17 protein-coding genes are annotated in these 21,795 nt (G+C 69.4%); 8 read left to right on the top strand and 9 right to left on the bottom strand.

Going from position 1 to position 21,795, the window contains the following annotated elements; translation table 11 throughout:
• Positions 1-90: 90 nt before the first annotated feature.
• Complete coding sequence (gene murJ, locus ACIQUT_RS17770) at positions 91-2,265, bottom strand: murein biosynthesis integral membrane protein MurJ (protein WP_403563829.1); 2,175 nt, start codon at positions 2,263-2,265, stop codon at positions 91-93.
• A gap of 45 nt (positions 2,266-2,310) precedes the next feature.
• On the bottom strand, positions 2,311-4,578 hold the full coding sequence (locus ACIQUT_RS17765; protein ID WP_403563828.1) for a DUF6049 family protein: 2,268 nt from the start codon (positions 4,576-4,578) through the stop codon (positions 2,311-2,313).
• A 185-nt stretch (positions 4,579-4,763) separates the two neighbouring features.
• On the opposite strand from ACIQUT_RS17765, the gene ACIQUT_RS17760 reads away from it, so the two are divergent.
• A complete protein-coding gene (locus ACIQUT_RS17760) occupies positions 4,764-6,206 on the top strand; it encodes a CCA tRNA nucleotidyltransferase (RefSeq protein WP_403563826.1) in 1,443 nt (480 codons plus the stop codon).
• A 63-nt stretch (positions 6,207-6,269) separates the two neighbouring features.
• Here ACIQUT_RS17760 and ACIQUT_RS17755 read toward each other — a convergent pair whose 3' ends face one another.
• The 3 genes from ACIQUT_RS17755 to ACIQUT_RS17745 all read right to left on the bottom strand — a co-directional run bounded on the left by ACIQUT_RS17755 (position 6,270) and on the right by ACIQUT_RS17745 (position 9,402).
• Positions 6,270-7,550 (bottom strand): MFS transporter, encoded by a 1,281-nt coding sequence (locus ACIQUT_RS17755; RefSeq protein ID WP_403563825.1) that lies wholly within the window; start codon positions 7,548-7,550, stop codon positions 6,270-6,272.
• 117 nt (positions 7,551-7,667) lie between these two features.
• The gene (locus ACIQUT_RS17750; protein WP_403563824.1) at positions 7,668-8,750 is read right to left on the bottom strand and encodes an inositol-3-phosphate synthase; all 1,083 of its coding nucleotides are present in this window, start codon (positions 8,748-8,750) and stop codon (positions 7,668-7,670) included.
• 49 nt (positions 8,751-8,799) lie between these two features.
• Entirely contained in the window at positions 8,800-9,402 is a 603-nt protein-coding gene (locus ACIQUT_RS17745) for a PadR family transcriptional regulator (protein WP_403563823.1), read from the bottom strand.
• A 272-nt stretch (positions 9,403-9,674) separates the two neighbouring features.
• Between ACIQUT_RS17745 and ACIQUT_RS17740 the strand changes: the two genes are divergently transcribed.
• Positions 9,675-12,221, top strand: a complete 2,547-nt coding sequence (locus ACIQUT_RS17740; protein ID WP_403563822.1) for a transglycosylase domain-containing protein — start codon at positions 9,675-9,677, stop codon at positions 12,219-12,221.
• Positions 12,222-12,310: 89 nt separating this feature from the next.
• Positions 12,311-13,771: a glycosyltransferase family 87 protein gene (locus ACIQUT_RS17735; RefSeq protein ID WP_403563821.1), complete on the top strand. Its 1,461-nt coding sequence runs from the start codon at positions 12,311-12,313 to the stop codon at positions 13,769-13,771.
• A gap of 64 nt (positions 13,772-13,835) precedes the next feature.
• Here ACIQUT_RS17735 and ACIQUT_RS17730 read toward each other — a convergent pair whose 3' ends face one another.
• From ACIQUT_RS17730 to ACIQUT_RS17720, 3 genes are all read right to left on the bottom strand, one after another.
• Entirely contained in the window at positions 13,836-14,867 is a 1,032-nt protein-coding gene (locus tag ACIQUT_RS17730; protein ID WP_403563820.1) for an alanine racemase, read from the bottom strand.
• A 65-nt stretch (positions 14,868-14,932) separates the two neighbouring features.
• Entirely contained in the window at positions 14,933-16,051 is a 1,119-nt protein-coding gene (locus tag ACIQUT_RS17725) for a lipid II:glycine glycyltransferase FemX (protein ID WP_403563819.1), read from the bottom strand.
• Positions 16,052-16,183: 132 nt separating this feature from the next.
• Positions 16,184-16,498: a hypothetical protein gene (locus tag ACIQUT_RS17720; RefSeq protein ID WP_179171804.1), complete on the bottom strand. Its 315-nt coding sequence runs from the start codon at positions 16,496-16,498 to the stop codon at positions 16,184-16,186.
• A 246-nt stretch (positions 16,499-16,744) separates the two neighbouring features.
• On the opposite strand from ACIQUT_RS17720, the gene rpsF reads away from it, so the two are divergent.
• The 4 genes from rpsF (at position 16,745) to rplI (ending at position 18,431) form a co-directional block, all read left to right on the top strand.
• On the top strand, positions 16,745-17,035 hold the full coding sequence (rpsF, locus tag ACIQUT_RS17715) for a 30S ribosomal protein S6 (RefSeq protein WP_100827172.1): 291 nt from the start codon (positions 16,745-16,747) through the stop codon (positions 17,033-17,035).
• Between the two features lie 72 nt (positions 17,036-17,107).
• Positions 17,108-17,686, top strand: a complete 579-nt coding sequence (locus tag ACIQUT_RS17710; protein ID WP_403563818.1) for a single-stranded DNA-binding protein — start codon at positions 17,108-17,110, stop codon at positions 17,684-17,686.
• Between the two features lie 43 nt (positions 17,687-17,729).
• The gene (gene rpsR / locus ACIQUT_RS17705; RefSeq protein WP_005315025.1) at positions 17,730-17,966 is read left to right on the top strand and encodes a 30S ribosomal protein S18; all 237 of its coding nucleotides are present in this window, start codon (positions 17,730-17,732) and stop codon (positions 17,964-17,966) included.
• Positions 17,967-17,984: 18 nt separating this feature from the next.
• Entirely contained in the window at positions 17,985-18,431 is a 447-nt protein-coding gene (gene rplI / locus ACIQUT_RS17700) for a 50S ribosomal protein L9 (protein WP_360621210.1), read from the top strand.
• Positions 18,432-18,543: 112 nt separating this feature from the next.
• Here rplI and ACIQUT_RS17695 read toward each other — a convergent pair whose 3' ends face one another.
• On the bottom strand, positions 18,544-19,881 hold the full coding sequence (locus ACIQUT_RS17695) for an MATE family efflux transporter (RefSeq protein WP_403563817.1): 1,338 nt from the start codon (positions 19,879-19,881) through the stop codon (positions 18,544-18,546).
• Between the two features lie 434 nt (positions 19,882-20,315).
• Between ACIQUT_RS17695 and dnaB the strand changes: the two genes are divergently transcribed.
• Entirely contained in the window at positions 20,316-21,791 is a 1,476-nt protein-coding gene (gene dnaB / locus ACIQUT_RS17690) for a replicative DNA helicase (RefSeq protein ID WP_179171800.1), read from the top strand.
• The last annotated feature ends 4 nt before the right edge of the window (positions 21,792-21,795 follow it).

Below are 21,795 nucleotides of genomic sequence, written 5' to 3'. Positions count from 1 at the left end.
CGCTGTCGGCCAGTCTGCGAAGCCATGCCAATTGTGCCCACAGTCCGGCGCTATGCACGACACGCGAAGGGGTACGACGGTTGTGCTCATCTAGCGACCCATGCGCCCGCGAACCATTCCGACCATGGCGTTCAGCTCTTCGATCCGCATCCGCTTGGCCGCCACAAGGAAGACACCGCCCAGGGCGAGGGAGCCGACGACCACCGCAGTGAGGGAACCGAGGATTCCGCTGCCCAGCCACTGGGTGACGGCGTAGGCGACACCGCCGGCCACGGCGGCCGCCGGGATGCAGGCCCCGATGAGGCGCGTGTAGGTGCGCCGCACGTGGGCACCGTCCAGGTCCCCGCCGAGGCGCTTGCGCAGGCGCTTCCAGGCGACGCCGACACCCACGGCGTAGCCGAGGCCGTAGGCGCCGGCCATGCCGACGACCGCCCAGCGTGCCGGAAGGACGAAGAACGCGGCAGCGGAGACGGAGGCGTTGACCGCGGCGACGATGACGGTGTTGTAGAAGGGCGTGCGCGTGTCCTCGTACGCGTAGAAGCCGCGCAGGACCACGTACTGGACCGAGTACGGGATGAGCCCGAGGCCGAAGGCCATCAGGATGTAGCCGATGTTCTGGGCGCCGGCACCCGCGCCGGCGTAGAGCAGCGTGGCCATGGGGACGCCGAGGGCGAGGAACGCGAAGGCGCACGGCACGATCGCGACGGCCGAGGTGCGCAGTCCGTAGGAGATGTCGTCGCGGACGGCGGCGGCGTCCCCGTCGTGGGCGGAGCGGGAAATCCGGGGCAGGACGGCCGTCATGACGGAGACGGTGATGATGGCCTGCGGCATCTGCCACAGCAGCAGTGCGTACTGGTAGCCGGTGATGCCGGTACCGGGGTGGCCCTGCTTCTCGGCGATCGCACCGGCCCACGTGGCGAGCTGGGTCACGACGACCAGGCCGATCTGGTTGGCGAGGACGAAGAAGAACGTCCACTTGGCCAGACCGGCGGCCTTGCCCAGGCCGTGGCCCTTCCAGTCGAAGCGCAGGCGCGGGGAGAACCCGGCGTCGCGCAGGTACGGCAGCATCGCCAGCGCCTGCACGGTGAGGCCGAGGAGCGTGCCGATGCCGAGCAGGCGCACACCCTCCGGGGTGACCGTGGCCGCGCTGACGCCGGAGGTGGTGAAGCCGCCGAAGGCCCAGATGAACGCGCCGAAGGTGGCGATGGCCACGATGTTGTTGAGGACCGGGGTCCACATCATCGCGCCGAACCGGCCGCGCGCGTTGAGGATCTGACCGAGCACCACGTGCACGCCCATGAAGAACATGGTGGGCAGGCAGTACCGGGCGAAGGCGACCGCGACCTCCATCTGCTGCGGATCGGAGGCGAGCTTCGGCGACATCATGGTGATGAACACCGGCGCGGCCAGCACACAGATCGTGGTGACGGCGGCCAGCAGGACGACGACCAGGGTCAGCAGCCGGTTGGCGTACGCCTCGCCCCCGTCATCGTCGTTCTTCATGGCCCGCACGAGCTGGGGGATGAAGACCGCGTTCAGGGCGCCGCCGCCGACCAGCACGTAGATCATCGTCGGCAGCGTGTTGGCGATCTGGTACGTGTCGTTGAAGGTGCCGACGCCGATGGCGGCGGCGACGACCAGGGTCCGCAGGAAGCCGGTGATGCGGGAGACGATCGTCCCGGCGGCCATCAGCGCACTGGACTTGAGGAGACCGGCGGCCCGGCCGGCCGGCTTGCTCGGCGCCGGGGCCGCGACGGGCGCGTCCTCGGCGGGCGCGCCGGGCGCCGCCTGCTGGTCCTTGTACAGGTGGGCGAAGGCGTCGGGCTCGGCCTCCTCCTCCGTCGCGCTGGTGACCAGCGAGTCCACTCCCACGAACTGCGTGGTGGCGGGGCGGTCGCCGTACGGGAGGTGGCGCGACGGGCCGTCCGGCTCGGGGGGCGGGGTTTGGGCCCACACGCGCGCGTCGGGGCCCTGCTGCGCGGTCCGCGGCGCCCCGTAGAGCGGGCCCGGGTCCTGGTAGGTCCCCGGCGGCGGCGGGGGGTGCGACGCCCGGTCGTAGAGGACCTCGGCGACCGGGTCCTGGGCCGACAGGTCCTGCGACCGGTACGGGTCGCGGTCGTAGACGTCCTGGACGTACGGGTCCCGGTCCGCTGCGGGACCGGGTGCAGGAACCTGTCCGGGCCGCCTCATCCCCGGATCGGCGCCCGAGGAGGGCGCGGGTGCGCCAGTGCCCTGCGCGCGGTCACCGTCGTACGGCGCGTTCATCGAAACCCCACCTCATCGTCCCAGGCCGGCCGGCCACGGCATCGCTCAACGGTCCACTGTCTCACCCGCGCCGGACGGGCTGGTGCTTTGCGGTCCGGTGTCCGGGGTCCCGTCACTCGGCTGCGTGCTCTCCTCGGCAGCGGCCGCCCGGGCCGCGACGCGCTTGCGGCTGGCGTACATCTTGATGCCTGCCAGGACCAGGAGCAGCACCCCGCCGGCGATGACGAGCATCACAGTCGGTGTGATCTCGGTGGCCTCGACGGTGAACCTGCGCTCCTTGCCGTAGGGCACACCGTCCTCGGTGAAGAGCTGCGCGGTGACTTCCACGGGCCCGCTCGCGGTGGCGTTGGCGGTGAACTTGACCGTCTGGCTGTGGCCGCCCTGGACGGTGACCTGCTGCTCGGCCTCGCCGCCGTCGCCGAACATCAGGCGGGTCGGATTGGCGGACTTCACCCGCAGGACGAGGTTGTGGACGTCCTGCACGAGGCTGTTCTGGACGCTGACCGGGATGGTCGCGCTGTGCCCGGACAGGGTGGCGTCGGACTTGGGGACGACCTTGACCTTCTCGGTCAGGCCGATGAGGTACTCCTGCACCTGGTTGCGGTAGTGCCCGGCGTCCTGGGGGCGGCCCCGCCAGGAGGTCGACATCTCGCGGTTGGTGGTGTTGCCGAACGGGATCTCCACGCGGTCCGGCGAGGTCAGGATGACCTTGAAGTGGTCGAGGGTGTTCTGGGTGGTCCGGATCTTCTCGAACGCGGCGATGGGCAGCTCGGTCTTGCGCAGCGCCTCGGGGTACTGGCCGGCGCCCGGGACCTGGGTGTTGACGCCGGTGTCGGGCTTGGCCGCGGCGGCGGCGTCGAGGTCTGCGGGCTGCGTCCAGCGGCCCGCCTGCAGGGCCCGCAGGGCATCGGCCATCGACTGCGCCTGGCTGGCGGTGGGCATCCGCTGCGGGGTGACGACGAAGCTGCGCTGGTTGTCGGTCTTCTGCAGGTTGAGGGCCAGGCTGTGGGCGAGGAAGCGCTGGACGGCCAGCGTGGAGTTACCGGCGTTCAGCATGTCGCCCTCGAAGGCCGTCGACAGGTCGGCGTCGGCGACGACGGCGGTGGTGCCCGCGCCGATGGGCCGGGCCGCCGACGGGGTGTAGCCGAGGGCGCCGGTCTCCTGGAGGCTGTCGCTGCGGGCGAGGACGTGGTGGGCACCGGCCGACGTGGCGACGTTCACGATCGACGGGTCGATGGCGCCGTCCACGGGCCAGGAGAAGTCGGTGGACGGGGTGACGTGCAGGACGGTTTCCACGGCCTGCTTCGCCTTGTCGGTGGCGGGCCGCAGCTGGCCCAGGGTGCCGGAGACGTCCTTGCCCTGGTGGGCGAGAGAGGCGATGTCGGGGTCGGCGAACGGCAGCGCGACGACCTTCTTGCTCTGGACGGCTGCTTCGAGTGAGTTCAGCCATTGCTCGGCGACGGCCTTGTTCTTGCCCTGGACGATCTTCCCGTCCGGAGTCCGGTACCGGTAGCCCTTGGTCATCGCGTCGACCGTGTACAGCAGGTCGGGATCGATGACCCAGGTGATCGGCAGCTCCTTGCCGAGCGAGACCATCCGCTCCAGGCGGCCGCCGGTCCTGAGCTCATCGGCGAGGGAGTCGTCGAGGAAGACGGGCGTCTGCACCTCGTCCGAGCCGGTTTCCGCGGTCAGCCGCGTCGTCGAGACCAGCGGCCACAGGTAGGTCAGCTGGGAGCGCTTCGCGGCGGGGTCCGGCTGCCAGGGCAGGAAGGTCCGCTTGATGCCCAGCACCTGCTCGTAGCTCCGGCTCTCGGTCTCCCCGGACAGCGAGACGCCCAGCTGGTACACGCCCTCCTTGCCCAGCTCCAGCTTGTCCACCGGGATCGAGAGGGTGAACGGCTGGCTGGCCTTGGAGGGCAGCGACGCGATCTTCGCGGAATAGGCCTGGTCGACCTCGCCCGGGTCCGTGCCGGCCCGGAAGCCGACTCGCTCCGCCGCCTCGTCGATCGAGGCCCGGTCCCCGAGGGCGGGCCCGACCCGCAGGCCCACGTGGCCGCCCGTGATCGTCTCGTGGCCGGTGTTGACCACGGTGCCGGAGATCGTCAGCGTGTCGCCCTTGACCGGGGCGGCCGGGGCCACGGTGCCCAGCTGGACCTCGACGGTGCCCGCGTCGGCGGCCTGTGCCGGGGGCGCGGGTGAGGAGACGAGGGCGGCGAGGACGGGCGTCCCGGCCAGCAGGACGGCGGCGCGCCGCAGCCAGCGGCGCCGGGCAGGAGCGGGGGACGCCCCCTGGATGTCTGCCGCCTCGGCCACGCGCTAGCCCGTCCCTCGAAGTGTCAGTGGTCGTCGTGTCTGCGTCCAGGAATGGTAACGAGACCCGCTGCATGCGAGTGCCGCGCCTTGCTCCACATGATCGGTTCCGCTCCGCGGGCGCCGTCGGGTGGGGTGGCCACAAACCCGGGAGCCCCTGCCGGGCCGGGCACGTACCCTTTTCTGTTGTGCCGAACGCCAACGAAGACAACCCCAGTGCCCTGAGTCAGGTGCAGCACCGCGCGGTCAGCGAACTGCTGCGGGTCGCCCCTGTCGCCGACGAGCTCGGCCTCCGCTTCCGGGAGGCCGGCTTCAGCCTTGCCCTCGTCGGCGGGTCCGTACGCGACGCGCTGCTCGGGCGTCTCGGCAACGATCTCGACTTCACCACCGACGCCCGCCCCGAGGACGTTCTCAAGATCGTCCGACCGTGGGCCGACTCGGTCTGGGACGTCGGCATCGCGTTCGGCACTGTGGGGGCCCAGAAGGCGGGCTTCCAGATCGAGGTGACCACGTACCGCTCTGAGGCGTACGACCGAACCTCCCGCAAGCCCGAGGTCTCCTACGGCGACTCGATCGAGGAGGACCTCGTCCGCCGCGACTTCACCGTGAATGCGATGGCGGTCGCGCTGCCGGAGAAGGTGTTCGTGGACCCGCACGGCGGCTTGGAGGACCTCCAGGCGCGCGTGCTGCGCACCCCCGGCACTCCGGAGGAGTCGTTCTCCGACGACCCGCTGCGGATGCTGAGGGCGGCGCGCTTCGCAGCGCAGCTCGACTTCGAGGTCGCCCCCGAGGTCGTCGCGGCGATGCGGGAGATGTCCGGGCGGATCGAGATCGTCTCGGCGGAGCGGGTGCAGGCTGAGCTGAACAAGCTGGTGCTGTCGGCGCACCCCCGCGAGGGCCTGGGCCTGCTCGTGGACACCGGGCTGGCCGATCACGTACTGCCCGAGCTGCCCGCGCTGCGGCTGGAGCGGGACGAGCACCACCGGCACAAGGACGTCTACGACCACTCGCTGATCGTGCTGGAGCAGGCGATCGGCCTGGAGGAAAACGGCCCGGACCTGGTCCTGCGGCTCGCGGCCCTGCTCCACGACATCGGCAAGCCCCGTACCCGCCGGTTCGAGACCGACGGCCGGGTCTCCTTCCACCACCACGAGGTGGTGGGGGCCAAGATGACCAAGAAGCGCATGACCGCGCTGAAGTACTCCAACGACATGATCAAGGACGTCTCCCGGCTGGTGGAGCTGCACCTGCGGTTCCACGGCTACGGGGACGGCGAGTGGACCGACTCGGCCGTGCGGCGCTACGTCCGCGACGCCGGTCCGCTGCTGGACCGGCTGCACAAGCTGACCCGGTCGGACTGCACCACCCGCAACAAGCGCAAGGCCAACGCCCTCTCGCGCACGTACGACAGCCTGGAGGAGCGCATCGCGCAGCTCCAGGAGCAGGAGGAGCTGGACGCGATCCGGCCGGACCTCAACGGCAACGAGATCATGCAGGAGCTCGGCGTCGGTCCGGGGCCGGTGATCGGGAAGGCCTACGCGTTCCTGCTGGACCTGCGGCTGGAGAACGGCCCCATGGAGCGGGACGCCGCCGTCGCCGCGCTCAAGGAGTGGTGGGCCGCGCAGGCCTGATCCGCAGGTGCCCGGGTCGGTGTTTCACGTGAAACACCAACCCGGGCGTGCTGCCGGGCGGCTTCAGGGTCCTGTTTCACGTGAAACATTGCTCTGGCGCCCGAGGTAGACGGCGGTCAGTGCGTAGATCACGGAGACGGTCATGATGAGCACCGCGGACTGTCCGTCGGTGGGGAGCATCAGCGAGGACACGGCGGCCGCGAGGACGAACGCGACGTTGAACAGCACGTCGTAGACCGAGAAGACGCGGCCGCGGAAGTCGTCGTCCACCCGGGACTGCACGACGGTGTCGGTGGCGATCTTGGCGCCCTGGGTGGCGAGGCCGAGGACGAACGCGGCGACGAGCATCGGACCCGGCAGGAAAAACAGGCCGAGCGCGGGCACCAGCACGGAGGCCGCGGCCGAGCAGGCGGTGATCCAGCCGAGAGTGCCCAGGCGGCCCACCATCCAGGGTGTGATGACGGCGGCGGCGAAGAAGCCGGCTCCGGAGACGCCGACCGCGACGCCCAGCAGGGCGAGCCCGCCGGACTCGTTGTCCGACCAGGAGTAGCGGCAGAGCATGAGCAGGGTGACCGTGAGGGCCCCGTAGCAGAAGCGCATCAGCGTCATCGCGGTGAGTGCCCGGGCGGCCTCGCGCCGCTGGGCCAGGTGCCGCAGCCCCTCGGCCATGCCCCGGACGGTGAGGGCGATCCCCTCCGCGACCGTCGGATGGACCACGCCGGGGCGGTGGTCGGGCCCCAGCAGGTCGGCCGCCAGGCGCAGCGACACCATTGCCGCACAGAGGTAGAGGCCGGCTCCGAGCAGGACGACGACGGTGTCGGAGTCGGAGGCCAGGAACTGCAGCAGGAAGGCCAGCCCGCCGCCGGCGGTGGCGGCGAGGGTCCCGGCGGTGGGGGAGAGTGCGTTGGCGGTGACCAGCTGGTCGGGCGCGACCACGTGGGGCAGGGAGGCGGCGAGCCCGGCCAGGACGAACCGGTTGACCGCGGTCACGGACAGGGCCGAGGCGTAGAAGAGCCAGTCGGGGACGTGCGCCACGATCAGCACGCCGGTGATGCAGGCGAGGAAGGCCCGCAGCAGGTTGCCGTAGAGGAAGACCTGGCGGCGGCGCCAGCGGTCCAGGAGCACCCCGGCGAAGGGGCCGATCACGGAGTACGGGAGCAGCAGGACCGCCATGGCCGAGGCGATCGCCGCGGGCGAGGTCTGCTTTTCCGGGGAGAACACCACATAGGTGGCCAGCGCGACCTGGTAGACGCCGTCCGCGGCCTGGGAGAACAGCCGTACGGCGAGCAGGTTGCGGAAGTCCCTCAGGCGCAGGAGTACGCGCAGATCACGTACGACAGGCATGAGGGCAAGGGTCACACACGCGGAGGGTCCCCGGACACATTGCCCGGGGACCCTCCGCGGAAGAACAGTCGAAGACCAGGTGTCCGGGGACCTCCGGTGCCTCGTGCTGTGTCGTGCTTAGCGCTCGACCTCGCCCTTGATGAACTTCTCGACGTTGACCAGCGCCTCGTCGTCGAAGTACTGGACCGGCGGGGACTTCATGAAGTAGCTGGAGGCCGACAGGATCGGGCCGCCGATACCGCGGTCCTTGGCGATCTTCGCGGCGCGCAGGGCGTCGATGATGACACCGGCGGAGTTCGGGGAGTCCCACACCTCGAGCTTGTACTCGAGGTTCAGCGGGACGTCGCCGAAGGCACGGCCCTCAAGGCGGACGTAGGCCCACTTGCGGTCGTCGAGCCACGCGACGTAGTCGGACGGGCCGATGTGGACGTTCTTCTCGCCCAGCTCGCGGTCGGGGATCTGCGAGGTGACGGCCTGCGTCTTGGAGATCTTCTTCGACTCCAGGCGGTCGCGCTCCAGCATGTTCTTGAAGTCCATGTTGCCGCCCACGTTGAGCTGCATGGTGCGCTCAAGACGGACACCGCGGTCCTCGAACAGCTTCGCCATCACGCGGTGCGTGATGGTGGCGCCGACCTGCGACTTGATGTCGTCGCCGACGATCGGGACACCGGCCTCGGTGAACTTGTCGGCCCACTCCTTGGTGCCGGCGATGAAGACCGGGAGGGCGTTGACGAAGGCGACCTTGGCGTCGATGGCGCACTGGGCGTAGAACTTCGCCGCCTCTTCCGAGCCGACGGGCAGGTAGCAGACCAGAACATCGACCTCGCGGTCCTTGAGGATCTGGACCACGTCGACCGGGGCCTCGGACGACTCCTCGATCGTCGCGCGGTAGTACTTGCCCAGGCCGTCCAGGGTGTGGCCGCGCTGGACGGTCACGCCGGAGGGCGGAACGTCGCAGATCTTGATGGTGTTGTTCTCGCTGGCGCCGATGGCGTCCGAGAGGTCGAGGCCGACCTTCTTCGCGTCGACGTCGAACGCGGCGACGAACTCGACGTCACCGACGTGGTAGTCGCCGAACTGGACGTGCATCAGCCCGGGGACCTTGGACGCCGGGTCGGCGTCCTTGTAGTACTCGACGCCCTGCACCAGCGAGGCGGCGCAGTTGCCCACGCCGACGATGGCTACGCGAACCGAACCCATTCCGGTTGCTCCCTGTTTGTTCTCGGACGAGGCCTGCGAGGTGCAGGCCTCACTTTGCGGTTTCGTCGGGCGGACCGGGTCGTCTCAGATCCCGTCCCGCCCGCTCACTCTCGATGAGCTCGTTCAGCCAGCGCACTTCGCGCTCCACGGACTCCATTCCGTGCCGCTGCAGCTCAAGCGTGTAGTCGTCGAGGCGCTCCCGTGTGCGGGCGAGCGAGGCGCGCATCTTCTCCAGACGCTCCTCGAGCCGGCTGCGGCGGCCTTCGAGGACCCGCATGCGCACGTCCCGCTCGGTCTGGCCGAAGAAGGCGAACCGGGCGGCGAAGGTCTCGTCTTCCCACGTGTCGGGGCCCGTGCGGGACAGGAGCTCCTCGAAGTGCTCCTTGCCGGCCGCCGTCAACCGGTAGACGATCTTGGCGCGGCGCCCTGCGAGTGAAGCGGCGAGGGCGTCTTCCGGGGCGTTGCCCGGCTCCTCGGCCAGCCAGCCGTTGGCGACCAACGTCTTGAGGCAGGGGTAGAGCGTCCCGTAGCTGAACGCCCGGAACACCCCCAGCGAGGTGTTGAGCCGCTTGCGCAGCTCGTAGCCGTGCATGGGGGCCTCGCGAAGCAGGCCGAGGACGGCGAACTCGAGGATGCCTGAGCGCCTGCTCATCCGCCTGCCTCCTTCGCCTCTGAGTTTTTATACCGAGCTGATGTATCGGCTCGATACATCCAGACGATAGAACGGGTGGTCACCGGCGACAAGTCGCGATCTCGTGACCGGCATCACATCACTGATTCGCAGGATGCGACTTGCCTGTTTTGGGGTGAACTTCGGCACTGTTCGGGTTTTGAGCGTGCGTAGTCTTTGCGGCAGGACACAGGGGGAACCGGAATTCACCAGCCGCTTCCAGGCCACTCGCCTGCCCGAGGAGTAGTCGTTCGATGAGCGAGCACCGCCGCAAACCGCCGCAGCCCGAGGGCAGCGGACGTGCTGCTGCCCGCCGGGCCGCCCAGCAGCGCCCCGGACGGGGGGCAGGGCCCGCGCGCGACGTCCCCACAGCGTCGTACAGCGGACCGTACGCAGACCCCCGCGGCCATGGCAGCCGTGCAGAGGCGCGCCGGGCAGCCCAGCGCGGATCCGGAACCCAGGGGCGCGGAACGGGCCGCCCTGACAAGCGGTTCATCAACTACCCGCGCTCCGACAAGGAGGGCTGGCAGCGCTTCGTCCCGTCATGGAAGCTGGTGGGCGGCACGGCCCTGGGCTTCTTCGCCGTCATCACGGCAGGGGCCGGCATCGGCATCGCCGCGGTGAGCACGCCCAACCCGAACCTCGCCGCGAAGGCCCAGAACAACGTGTTCTTCTGGGACGACGGCACCCAGATGGTCGCCACCGGCGGCACGATGAACCGCCAGATCGTGCCCATCGACAAGATCCCCAAGTCGATGCAGAACGCAGTGATCGCCGCGGAGAACGAGTCCTTCGAGACGGACAAGGGCATCGACCCCATGGGTATCGCCCGCGCCGTGTGGAACATGGCCACGGGCGGATCCACCCAGGGCGGCTCGACCATCACCCAGCAGTATGTGAAGAACACGTACCTGGACTCCGACCAGACGCTGAAGCGCAAGGTCACCGAGCTCTTCATCTCGATAAGGCTGGGCGTGTCCGAGGAGAAGGACACGATCCTGGCCGGCTACCTCAACACCGCCTACTACGGGCGCGACGCCTACGGCATCCAGGCCGCGGCGCGCGCCTACTTCGGCAAGGACTGCTGGGACCTCACGCCCTCCGAGAGCGCCTTCCTGGCCTCCGTGCTCAAGGGCCCCAACCTCTACAACCCGGACGGCGGCGTCGGGCCCGCGGCCACCCCCGAGGAGAACGCCAAGCGCGCCCACCTGCGCTGGGCGTGGGTGCTGGACCGCGAGGTCGCCGTCGGCCGCATGCAGAAGTCGGAGCGGGACCAGCTCAAGGAGTTCCCCAAGCTCGTCGATTCCGAGCAGGCCCGCAGCCTCTCCGGCCAGACCGGCTACCTGGTCGAGACGGCCAAGCAGTACGTCATGAAGGTCGCCAAGATCACCCCCGAGCAGATGGCCCGGGGCGGCTACCAGATCAAGACCACCTTCCAGAAGCCGAAGGTGGACGCCCTGACCAAGGCGGTCGATGAGACCCGCAACGACTTCCTCGACGAGAAGGCCCGGCCCGAGCACGACACTTTCGTCCAGTTCGGCGCGGCCTCGGTGGACGTCAAGACCGGCGCGATCGTGGCCCTGTACGGCGGCCCGGGCATGGACAAGAAGTACTTCAGCAACAACGCCAACACCATCGGTGTCCCGGTCGGCTCGACCTGGAAGCCGTACGTGCTGGCGGCGGCGATGGAGTACGGCACCCAGAACTCCAAGGGCCAGGGCATCTCGCCCGACAGCAAGTACATGGCCAACGACCTCACGGTGATCAACAACCGTGACGGCAAGCCGCTGCGCGACAACGCGGGCAAGCCGTTCAAGCAGAAGAACGAGAGCGAGTACCCCTACGGCTACGTGACCCTCAACGAGGCGATGGAGAAGTCCATCAACGTGCCGTTCGCGCAGCTCGTCTTCGACGTGGGCCACAGCAAGGTCCGCCAGGTGGCCAAGGCCACGGGCATCCTCGACGACTCGATGAACCCGAACAACGACGCCTCGTTCGCCCTGGGCACCTCGACCCCGAGCGCCATCCGCATGGCCGACTCCTACGCCACCTTCGCGGCGTCCGGCGTCCACCGCGAGCCGTTCTCCGTGCGCAGCGTGCAGAAGGACGGCAAGGACCTGCCCGGCTTCGAGCCGCCCAAGGAGCAGCGGGCGATGGACGACTCCATCGCCGACAACGTCACCAAGGTGCTCGAGAACGTCGTGGACAAGGGCACCGGCACCAAGGCCAAGAGGCTCGGCCGGCCGGCAGCCGGCAAGACCGGTACCACCGACTTCAACAAGTCGGCCTGGTTCGTCGGCTACACCCCGGAGCTGTCCACTTCGGTCACGCTCTTCCGTACCGACCCGAACTCGCCGGACAAGAAGCTGATCTCCATGAAGGGCGTGGGCGGCACCGACTCCATCCACGGTGGCGACATCCCCGCCGTGATCTGGACCGCCTACATGAAGGAAGCGCTCAAGGACGCCCCGGTCAAGGACTTCCCGGAGCCCGACCCGATCGGTGTGATCGCGGACGGCGCCGGCGCCCCCTCGCCGAGCCCCTCCGTCTCGTCCTCGCCGTCCATGTCGGTGTCCCCGTCCCCGTCGACGTCCCTGTCCCCGTCCCCGTCGCCCTCCAGGGGCGGCAAGCCGTCCTGCAAGCCGTGGCAGCTGTACTGCATTCCCGACAGCGGCGGCAGCACCAACAGCGGCGTCGACGGCGGCGGCGGATCCACCGGATCGCCGTCCCCGACCCCGTCGGGCAAGCCGGGCCGCCCCGGTGGCAGCACCAGCTGGGGATCCTTCATGGACGGGGGCTGACCCCGCCCCGTCCCCTGGCCGGAGGAGGGCCGCCGCGTCCGTCGCGGCGGCCCTCCCGCGTGTCCGGCGCCGTACGGCAGGATGAGCGCATGACGAAGGTGCAGGAGGACCGGCCCGTACTGCCCACACAGCAGGACGAGGTCGCCGCGGCGGGCAGCGAGTTCATCGGCGGTCCCATCGGCCGCCACGCCAGGCTGGGCGGCCACTGGCTGCACCCGGTCCGCGTCGTGGTGCTGGTCGCCCTCGGGATGTTCGCCCTCGGCATGGTGCAGAAGCTGCCCTGCTACGACTGGGCGTGGTTCCGGGGCGCCGGGTCCCAGTACACTCACGCCTGCTACTCCGACATCCCGCACCTCTTCGTCGCGCGCGGCTTCGCGGACGGCCTCACGCCGTACTTCGACCGGCTGCCGGGCGACATGGAGTACCTCGAGTACCCCGTCCTCACCGGCCTGTTCATGGAGGTCGCGTCCTGGCTGACCCCGGGCGGCGGCTCCATGCAGCACCGCGAGCAGATGTACTGGATGGTCAACGCCGGGATGCTGATGGCCTGCGCGGCCGTCATCGCCGTGTGTGTCGCCCGCACCCACCGCCGCCGGCCCTGGGACGCGCTGCTCTTCGCCCTTGCGCCCGCCTTCGCGCTCACCGCGACGATCAACTGGGACCTGCTGGCCATCGCCCTGACCGCCGCGGCCATGCTCATGTGGTCCCGTGGCCGCAGCCTGCTCTTCGGCGTCCTCGTCGGCCTGGCCACCGCGGCGAAGCTCTACCCCGTTCTGCTGCTCGGGGCGCTGTTCGTGCTGTGCTGGCGGGCCGGCAAGTGGCGTGCGTTCGGGGCGGCGGTCCTCGGAGCGGCCGCCTCCTGGCTCGTGGTGAACCTGCCCGTCATGCTGTTCGCCTGGGACGGCTGGCAGAAGTTCTACACGTTCAGCCAGGAGCGGCCGATCGACTTCGGCTCGGTGTGGCTGCTCATCTCCCAGCGCTCCGGCAACCCCCTGACCGACGCCAACACCTATGCGACGGGCCTGACACTGCTGCTGTGCGCGGCCATCGGCCTGCTCGCGCTCACCGCGCCCCGCCGCCCGCGCTTCGCGCAGCTGGCCTTCCTGGTCGTGGCCGTCTTCATCCTGGCCAACAAGGTCTACTCGCCGCAGTACGTGCTGTGGCTCATCCCGCTCGCGGCGCTGGCCCGGCCGCGCTGGCGGGACTTCCTCGTCTGGCAGGCCACCGAGGTCGTGTACTTCCTCGGGATCTGGTTCTACCTGGCCTACACGACCAGCGGGGACAAGCACCAGGGCCTGCCCACGGAGGGCTACCAGGTGGCGATCGCCGCCCATCTGCTGGGCACGCTCTACCTGTGCGCGGTCGTCGTGCGCGACATCCTGCTGCCCGAGCGGGACGTCGTACGCCGCGACGGGTCGGACGACCCCTCCGGAGGAGTCCTGGACGGGGCCGAGGACGTGTTCGTGCTCTCGGACGCGGCGAGGGCGCCGCGGGAAGCGGCGCCCTCGGAGGGACAGCGGGTCCGCTGGGGCATGGCCCCCGGGGACTGACGGCCTCGGCCCCGAACCGGCCCGGCCGGGCGGCCTTGAGCGCCCGGCTCGGTTCGGTTCGGGCTCAGGCGTCGACGATCCGGTCGAACTGCGTCGTCGTGTGGCGCAGGTGCGCCACGAGCTCGTCGCCGACGTGGGGCTCGGGCGCATCAGACGGCACGAACAGGATCGAGACCTGCATGTGCGGCGGTTCGGCGAACCAGCGCTGCTTGCCGGCCCACACGAAGGGCGAAAGGTTCCGGTTGACGGTGGCCAGGCCGGCCCGGGCCACGCCCTTGGCGCGCGGCATGACACCGTGCAGGGCCTTGGGGGCCTCCAGGCCCACGCCGTGGGAGGTGCCGCCCGCCACCACGACGAGCCAGCCGTCGGAGGCGGACTTCTGCTGCCGGTAGCCGAACCGGTCGCCCTTGGCCACCCGGGTGACGTCCAGGACGCTTCCGCGGTACTCGGTCGCCTCGTGGTCCCCGAGCCACAGCCGGGTGCCGATACGGGCCCGGAAGCGGGTCTGCGGGAACTGCTGCTGCAGCCGGGCCAGGTCCTCGGCCTTCAGGTGGCTGACGAACATGGTGTGCAGCGGCAGACGGGCCGCGCGCAGCCGGTCCATCCAGCCGATGACCTCCTCGACCGGGTCCGAGCCGTCCGGGCGGTCCAGCGGGAGGTGCAGGGCGAAGCCCTCCAGCCGCACGTCCTCGATCGCCGCCTGCAGCTGGCCCAGGTCCTGCTCGGAGATGCCGTGGCGGCGCATCGAGCTCATGCACTCGATGACCACACGGGCGCCGACCAGGCCGCGGACCCCGTCCAGCGAGGCCACGGAGCGGATCACCCGGTCCGGCAGCGGGACCGGGTCCTCACCCCGCCGGAACGGGGTGAGGACGAGCAGGTCGCCGCTGAAGAGGTCCTTGATGCTGGCGGCCTCGTACGTCGTGCCGACGGCGAGGATGTCCGCGCCCAGCCGGGTCGCCTCTTCGGACAGCCGCTCGTGGCCGAAGCCGTAGCCGTTGCCCTTGCAGACCGGGATCAGACCGGGGAACCGGTCCTGGATCTGCTTGTGGTGCGCACGCCAGCGTGCGGTGTCGACGTAGAGCGTGAGCGCCATGCCCGTCCGGAGCCTCTCTGGAATGGCTGCGTGAAGCAGCAGTGCGGTGGTGGGGGTGCAGCCGGTCAGCGACGCGACATGTAGATGTCGAGCGCCTTGTGCAGCATCTTGTTGAGCGGGAAGTCCCACTCGCCGACGTACTCGACGGCCTCGCCGCCCGTACCGACCTTGAACTGGATCAGGCCGAAGAGGTGGTCGTTCTCGTCCAGCGTGTCACTGATACCGCGCAGGTCATAGACGCTCGCGCCCAGCGCGTACGCGTCGCGCAGCATGCGCCACTGCATCGCGTTCGAGGGCCGCACCTCGCGCTTGTGGTTGGCCGACGCGCCGTACGAGTACCAGACGTGCTGGCCGACGGTGATCATCGTGGCCGCGGCCAGCGCCTCGCCCTCGTGTTTGGCGAGGTACAGCCGCATGCGGTTGGGGTCCTCGGAGTTGAGGGCCGTCCACTGGCGCTGGAAGTAGCTGAGCGGGCGCGGGCGGAACTTGTCGCGCACGGCCGTGATCTCGTACAGGTGCTGCCAGGTCTCCAGGTCCTCGTAACTGCCCTGGACGACCTCGACGCCGGCCTTCTCGGCCTTCTTGATGTTGCGGCGCCACAGCTGGTTGAAGCCCTTGAGGACGTCGTCCAGCGAGCGGTTGGCGAGCGGCACCTGGAAGACGTAGCGGGGCTGGACGTCGCCGAAGCCGGCGCCACCGTCCTCGCCCTGCTGCCAGCCCATGCGGCGCAGCTTGTCGGACACCTCGAAGGCGCGGGGCTCGATGTGCGAGGCCTCCACGTCACGCAGGCGCTTGACGTTCGGGTCCTGGATGCCGGCCTTGATGGCGGCGGAGTTCCAGCGGCGGATGACGACGGGCGGGCCCATCTTCACGGTGAAGGCACCCTGGCGCTTGAGGTGCGCCAGCATCGGCTGGAGCCACTCCTCCAGATTCGGGGCGAACCAGTTGATGACGGGGCCCTCGGGCAGGTACGCGAGGTACCGCTTCACCTTGGGCAGCTGGCGGTACAACACGAGCGCGGCACCGACGAGTTCGTCGTGCTCGTTGAACCATCCGAGGTTCTCCGACCGCCACTCGTTCTTCACGTCGGCCCACGCCGGGACCTGGCAATGACTAGCCGAGGGCAGGCTCTGGAGATAACCCAGATGCTGCTCTCGGCTGATGGTCCTCAGGGACAGGCTCATGCGGGGCGTCTCCTCCGGCGGCTTCGCTGGCTATGGCGCGAAGCCTACTGCGACAAGGGCGCCACCCTTCTGGGGGACGGGCCGTATCCGGGCCGGTCGGGGGGCCGGCGCCCTGTCGCGGAGGTTCCCCGGTCAGCCCAGCAGTCCCCCGAAGAGCCCGCCGTGGGCCATGCCGAGATAGAAGCCGAGCCCTGATGCGCCAAGGCCGATGATCAGCGCGAAGCGCTCGCGTGTCGTTTCCGAGATGAACTGTCCGTATGCGCCGGTCAGGATCCCGACCAGTCCGGACCACGAGGTGAGCAGGTGCAGATTGTCGAAGAACGCTGTGATGCATGCCACGGCGCCGCAGACGAGCGTGATCGCCATCAGCGTGTCCTGCAGCGGATGGGGCTTGCCGTCGGTCGCGAGGAGCGAGATGGAGGGCTGCGAGCGCATTGCCTGTGCCATCGGAAGGCACCTCCTGGCTGAAGCGGACCGGTGCTGCGGGCCTGCCTCCGGGCCGGGGCATAGCACCGAGCACACCCGATGCCTACAAATTGTGGCCCCCCTGCGCCGGATTTCAACCGGAAGGAGGCGGCGGGGTAGTCTGTACGGTCTGCGCGGTGTCTGCTCTCAGACGCCGTGCGGCACGCATCACGACCCTCCTGCCACGGAACGACCGTGGCCGCTGAGTCCAAAGGAGGTGGGTTCCACATGCGTCACTACGAAGTGATGGTCATCCTCGACCCCGATCTCGAGGAGCGCTCTGTCGCCCCCCTGATCGAGAACTTCCTCTCCGTCGTCCGCGAGGGCAACGGAAAGGTCGAGAAGGTCGACACCTGGGGCCGTCGTCGTCTCGCTTACGAGATCAAGAAGAAGCCCGAGGGCATCTACTCGGTCATCGACCTGCAGGCCGAGCCTGCGGTCGTCAAGGAGCTCGACCGCCAGATGAACCTGAACGAGTCGGTTCTCCGGACCAAGGTCCTCCGCCCCGAGACCCACTGAACCTCGGTTCAGCGGTAATCGGGTTCGAGTAGCACAGCAGCCAGCAGCAAATCCCCGCCGAGAGGTTCATCCATGGCAGGCGAGACCGTCATCACGGTCGTCGGCAATCTCGTCGACGACCCCGAGCTGCGCTTCACCCCCTCGGGTGCGGCGGTCGCGAAGTTCCGTGTCGCGTCCACCCCCCGCACCTTCGACCGTCAGACGAACGAGTGGAAGGACGGCGAGAGCCTGTTCCTGACCTGCTCGGTGTGGCGGCAGGCGGCGGAGAACGTCGCCGAGTCCCTTCAGCGAGGCATGCGCGTTGTCGTGCAGGGCCGACTGAGGCAGCGGTCGTACGAGGATCGTGAGGGTGTCAAGCGCACGGTCTTCGAGCTGGACGTCGAGGAAGTCGGTCCCAGCCTGAAGAACGCCACGGCCAAGGTCACCAAGACCACCGGCCGCGGTGGCCAGGGTGGGTACGGCGGCGGCCAGCAGGGCGGTGGCGGCGGTGGCGGCGGCTGGGGCGGAGCCCCCAGCGGCGGTCCGCAGGGCGGCGGAGGTCCCTCCGACGACCCGTGGGCGTCCAGCGCGCCGGCCGGCGGCCAGCAGGGTGGCGGCGGTGGCTGGGGTGGAAACTCCGGCGGCGGCTACTCGGACGAGCCTCCCTTCTAGGGAAGCTCGCACCCCCACTTCTTGATCACACAGGAGAGACACCATGGCGAAGCCGCCTGTGCGCAAGCCGAAGAAGAAGGTCTGCGCATTCTGCAAGGACAAGACCGCGTACGTGGACTACAAGGACACGAACATGCTGCGGAAGTTCATTTCCGACCGCGGCAAGATCCGTGCCCGCCGCGTCACCGGCAACTGCACGCAGCACCAGCGTGACGTCGCCACGGCCGTGAAGAACAGCCGTGAGATGGCGCTGCTGCCCTACACGTCCACCGCGCGATAAGGAAAGGGTGACCGACTAATGAAGATCATCCTGACCCAGGAGGTCTCGGGCCTCGGTGCCGCCGGCGACGTCGTTGACGTCAAGGACGGCTACGCTCGCAACTACCTGGTCCCGCGTGGTTTCGCGATCCGCTGGACCAAGGGTGGCGAGAAGGACGTGGCGCAGATCCGCCGCGCCCGCAAGATCCACGAGATCGCGACCATCGAGCAGGCCAACGAGGTCAAGGCCCAGCTCGAGAGCACGAAGGTCCGTCTGGCCACCCGCTCGGGTGACGCCGGCCGCCTCTTCGGCTCCGTGACCCCGGCCGACATCGCCACGGCGATCGAGGCTTCCGGTGGTCCGAAGGTCGACAAGCGCCGCGTTGAGCTGGCTGCCCCGATCAAGACCCTCGGTTCGTACCAGGTCTCCGTGCGTCTGCACGCCGAGGTCGCCGCGAACGTGGGCGTCGAGGTCGTCGCCGCCTAAGTGCTGCGCATGAAGGGCCGCACCCCGCCGGGTGCGGCCCTTCGTCATTGCTGCCGTCAGCGGGCGGGGCGTCGGACGGAGCCGTGTTTCACGTGAAACATCGGTCCGGGACTCAGCGGGTCGCGCCGGCGACCGCCCATCGGCCGGAGCGGGCGCGCAGCTGGAGGGTCACCATCCGGACCAGCATCATCAGGGTCATGGCCCACCACAGTGCCGTGAGCCCGCCGCCGACGGCCGGCACGAGCAGGGCGGCCGGGGCGAACACGGCGAGCGTCGTCAGCATGGCCCAGGCCAGATAGCGTCCATCGCCCGCGCCCATCAGGACCCCGTCGAGGACGAAGACCACCCCTGCGACGGGCTGGGACACGGCCACGACCAGCAGAGCGGGCAGCAGGGCCTCCTCCACCACCGGGTCGGTGGTGAACAACGGCACGATCAGGGGGCGGGCCACAGCCACCAGCGCGCCGAGGACGGCACCGGAGACGATCCCCCACTGCACCATGCGGCGGCAGACGGCTTTGGCGCCCCCGACGTCGCCGGCTCCCAGGTAGCGGCCGATGATCGCCTGCCCGGCAATGGCGATCGCGTCCAGAGCGAAGGCGAGCAGGCTCCACAGGGCGAGGATGATCTGGTGGGCGGCGATGTCCGCGTCGCCGAGCCGGGCGGCCACGGCGGTCGCGATCATCAGGACGGCTCGCAGGGACAGGGTACGGATCAGCAGCGGTACGCCGGCCTGGGCGCAGGCGCGGATGCCCGCCGCGTCGGGACGCAGTGAGGCTCCGTGCTTCCGGGCCCCGCGGATCACCACGTAGAGGTAGGCGGCGGCCATGGCGCACTGGGCGATGACCGTACCCCAGGCGGAGCCCGCGATGCCGAGGCCGGCTCCATAGACCAGAGCGACATTGAGAACGGCGTTGAGGGCGAAGCCAGCCACGGCCACGTACAGCGGGGTCCGGGTGTCCTGGAGGCCGCGGAGCACGCCCGTGGCTGCCAGGACCACGAGCATGGCCGGGATGCCGAACGCCGAAATCCGCAGATAGGTGATCGCGTAGGGGGCGATGGTGTCGGAGGCGCCGAAGGCCGAGACCAGCCAGGGTGCTGTGGGGAGCGCGAGGGCGACGACGGCCGCGCCCAGGAGGAGGGCGAGCCAGATGCCGTCCATGCCCTGCCGGAGGGCGGCTCCCAGGTCGCCCGAGCCGACGCGGCGGGAGACGGCCGCGGTGGTGGCGTAGGCGAGGAAGACGAACACGCTGACGGCGGTCGTCAGGAGGGCGGCGGCGACGCCGAGTCCGGCCAGCTGGGAGGTGCCGAGGTGCCCGACGATGGCGCTGTCGGCCAGCACGAAGAGGGGTTCTGCGACAAGCGCGCCGAAGGCCGGCACGGCCAGAGACAGGATCTCTCGGTCGTGCCGGCCCGGTGGAGCCTTCGGGGTGTCCAGGGCCTGTGTCATGTGCTCAATCTAATCTTCCACAGGTAACAGACGCAATCGGGTTGTGATCCTTACTGAACGGTCGGTTCCAGTGCTCTCGGCACCCTGTCGGAGGCGATCTCGGGACTGCGGCCAAGAAATTTCTCCCCCACAGGCAATGGAGGGAGGATGTGCAGGTCAGGGCTGGTGGTTGGGTGGGTCAGGTGATTTTGTCCACAGCGTCGTCCCCCGGTCCGTGCACAGCTTCAGGCGAGTTACCCACAGCATTGGGTCCGTCATCCACATCTCATCCACACAGCCTGTGGATAACAAGATTGGCTGACGCCGCTCCCGGCCCTACCGTTGTGCGTTGCCCGACCGGCCGACTGCCGTCCCGGGTGTCCCAAATGTCAGAGCCGTGCCCCGGCGAGAATGGCATGGTGAGGTCCGCACTGCGGACGTGAGGAGGCGGGCCGGTGAGTATGCCCGAGCCCATGGACGACCCCTGGGCCGACAGCGGTCCGGGCGACCGTCTGCCCACCCGCTCGCGCCGCGGCGCCGACAGCCGCGGCCGTGGGGACGAGCAGCACGAGCGGGGACGCGAAGGCGGCTCCTGGGACGGCGGCGGCTTCGAGCGCGTTCCGCCGCAGGACCTCGACGCCGAGCAGTCGGTGCTCGGCGGCATGCTGCTGTCCAAGGACGCCATCGCGGACGTCGTCGAGATCATCAAGGGCCACGACTTCTACCGGCCCTCGCACGAGACCATCTACCAGGCCATCCTCGACCTCTACGCCAAGGGCGAGCCCGCCGACCCGATCACGGTCGGCGCCGAGCTGACCCGGCGCGGCGAGATCGGCAAGGTCGGCGGCGTCTCGTACCTGCACACGTTGGTCCAGTCGGTGCCCACGGCGGCCAACGCCTCGTACTACGCGGAGATCGTCCACGAGCGCGCGGTCCTGCGTCGCCTCGTCGCCGCCGGTACAAAGATCACGCAGATGGGATACGCGGCGGACGGCGACGTCGACGAGATCGTCAACAGCGCCCAGGCCGAGATCTACGCCGTCACCGAGCAGCGGACCTCCGAGGACTACCTGCCCCTCGGCGACATCATGGAGGGCGCGCTCGACGAGATCGAGGCCATCGGCTCGCGCAGCGGCCAGATGTCCGGCGTCCCGACCGGGTTCACAGACCTCGACTCGCTCACCAACGGCCTGCACCCGGGCCAGATGATCGTCATCGCGGCCCGCCCCGCCATGGGCAAGTCGACGCTCGCGCTGGACTTCGCCCGTGCCTGCTCCATCAAGAGCAACCTGCCGAGCGTGATCTTCTCCCTCGAAATGGGACGCAACGAGATCGCGATGCGCCTGCTGTCCGCAGAGGCCCGCGTCGCCCTGCACCACATGCGCTCCGGGACGATGACGGACGACGACTGGACCCGGCTGGCCCGCCGTATGCCGGACGTCTCCGCCGCCCCGCTGTACATCGACGACTCCCCCAACCTGTCGATGATGGAGATCCGGGCGAAGTGTCGGCGCCTGAAGCAGCGCAACAACCTCGCCCTGGTGGTCATCGACTACCTCCAGCTGATGCAGTCGGGCGGCTCCCGCCGGCCCGAGAGCCGCCAGCAGGAAGTCTCGGACATGTCCCGAAACCTCAAGCTGCTGGCCAAGGAGCTCGAGGTGCCCGTGATCGCGCTGTCCCAGCTGAACCGTGGTCCCGAGCAGCGCACCGACAAGAAGCCGATGGTCTCCGACCTGCGTGAGTCGGGCTCGATCGAGCAGGACGCCGACATGGTGATCCTGCTGCACCGCGAGGACGCGTACGAGAAGGAGTCGCCGCGTGCGGGCGAGGCCGACCTGATCGTGGCCAAGCACCGAAACGGTCCCACGGCGACGATCACGGTCGCCTTCCAGGGCCATTATTCGCGGTTCGTGGACATGGCCAACACGTAGCATC

Source organism: Streptomyces sp. NPDC090445, from assembly GCF_044769385.1.
Classification (GTDB): domain Bacteria; phylum Actinomycetota; class Actinomycetes; order Streptomycetales; family Streptomycetaceae; genus Streptomyces.
This window is presented reverse-complemented; position numbering and strand designations above follow the sequence as displayed.

Bases quoted from the DNA above. Each gene is read 5' to 3' on its own strand.
- ACIQUT_RS17695 (WP_403563817.1), bottom strand. From the start codon at position 19,881: ATGACACAGGCCCTGGACACCCCGAAGGCTCCACCGGGCCGGCACGAC.
- rplI (WP_360621210.1), top strand. From the start codon at position 17,985: ATGAAGATCATCCTGACCCAGGAGGTCTCGGGCCTCGGTGCCGCCGGC.
- rpsF (WP_100827172.1), top strand. From the start codon at position 16,745: ATGCGTCACTACGAAGTGATGGTCATCCTCGACCCCGATCTCGAGGAG.
- murJ (WP_403563829.1), bottom strand. From the start codon at position 2,265: ATGAACGCGCCGTACGACGGTGACCGCGCGCAGGGCACTGGCGCACCC.
- ACIQUT_RS17720 (WP_179171804.1), bottom strand. From the start codon at position 16,498: ATGGCACAGGCAATGCGCTCGCAGCCCTCCATCTCGCTCCTCGCGACC.
- ACIQUT_RS17735 (WP_403563821.1), top strand. From the start codon at position 12,311: ATGACGAAGGTGCAGGAGGACCGGCCCGTACTGCCCACACAGCAGGAC.
- ACIQUT_RS17750 (WP_403563824.1), bottom strand. From the start codon at position 8,750: ATGGGTTCGGTTCGCGTAGCCATCGTCGGCGTGGGCAACTGCGCCGCC.
- ACIQUT_RS17725 (WP_403563819.1), bottom strand. From the start codon at position 16,051: ATGAGCCTGTCCCTGAGGACCATCAGCCGAGAGCAGCATCTGGGTTAT.
- ACIQUT_RS17745 (WP_403563823.1), bottom strand. From the start codon at position 9,402: ATGAGCAGGCGCTCAGGCATCCTCGAGTTCGCCGTCCTCGGCCTGCTT.
- ACIQUT_RS17730 (WP_403563820.1), bottom strand. From the start codon at position 14,867: ATGGCGCTCACGCTCTACGTCGACACCGCACGCTGGCGTGCGCACCAC.
- ACIQUT_RS17710 (WP_403563818.1), top strand. From the start codon at position 17,108: ATGGCAGGCGAGACCGTCATCACGGTCGTCGGCAATCTCGTCGACGAC.
- ACIQUT_RS17740 (WP_403563822.1), top strand. From the start codon at position 9,675: ATGAGCGAGCACCGCCGCAAACCGCCGCAGCCCGAGGGCAGCGGACGT.
- ACIQUT_RS17755 (WP_403563825.1), bottom strand. From the start codon at position 7,550: ATGCCTGTCGTACGTGATCTGCGCGTACTCCTGCGCCTGAGGGACTTC.
- rpsR (WP_005315025.1), top strand. From the start codon at position 17,730: ATGGCGAAGCCGCCTGTGCGCAAGCCGAAGAAGAAGGTCTGCGCATTC.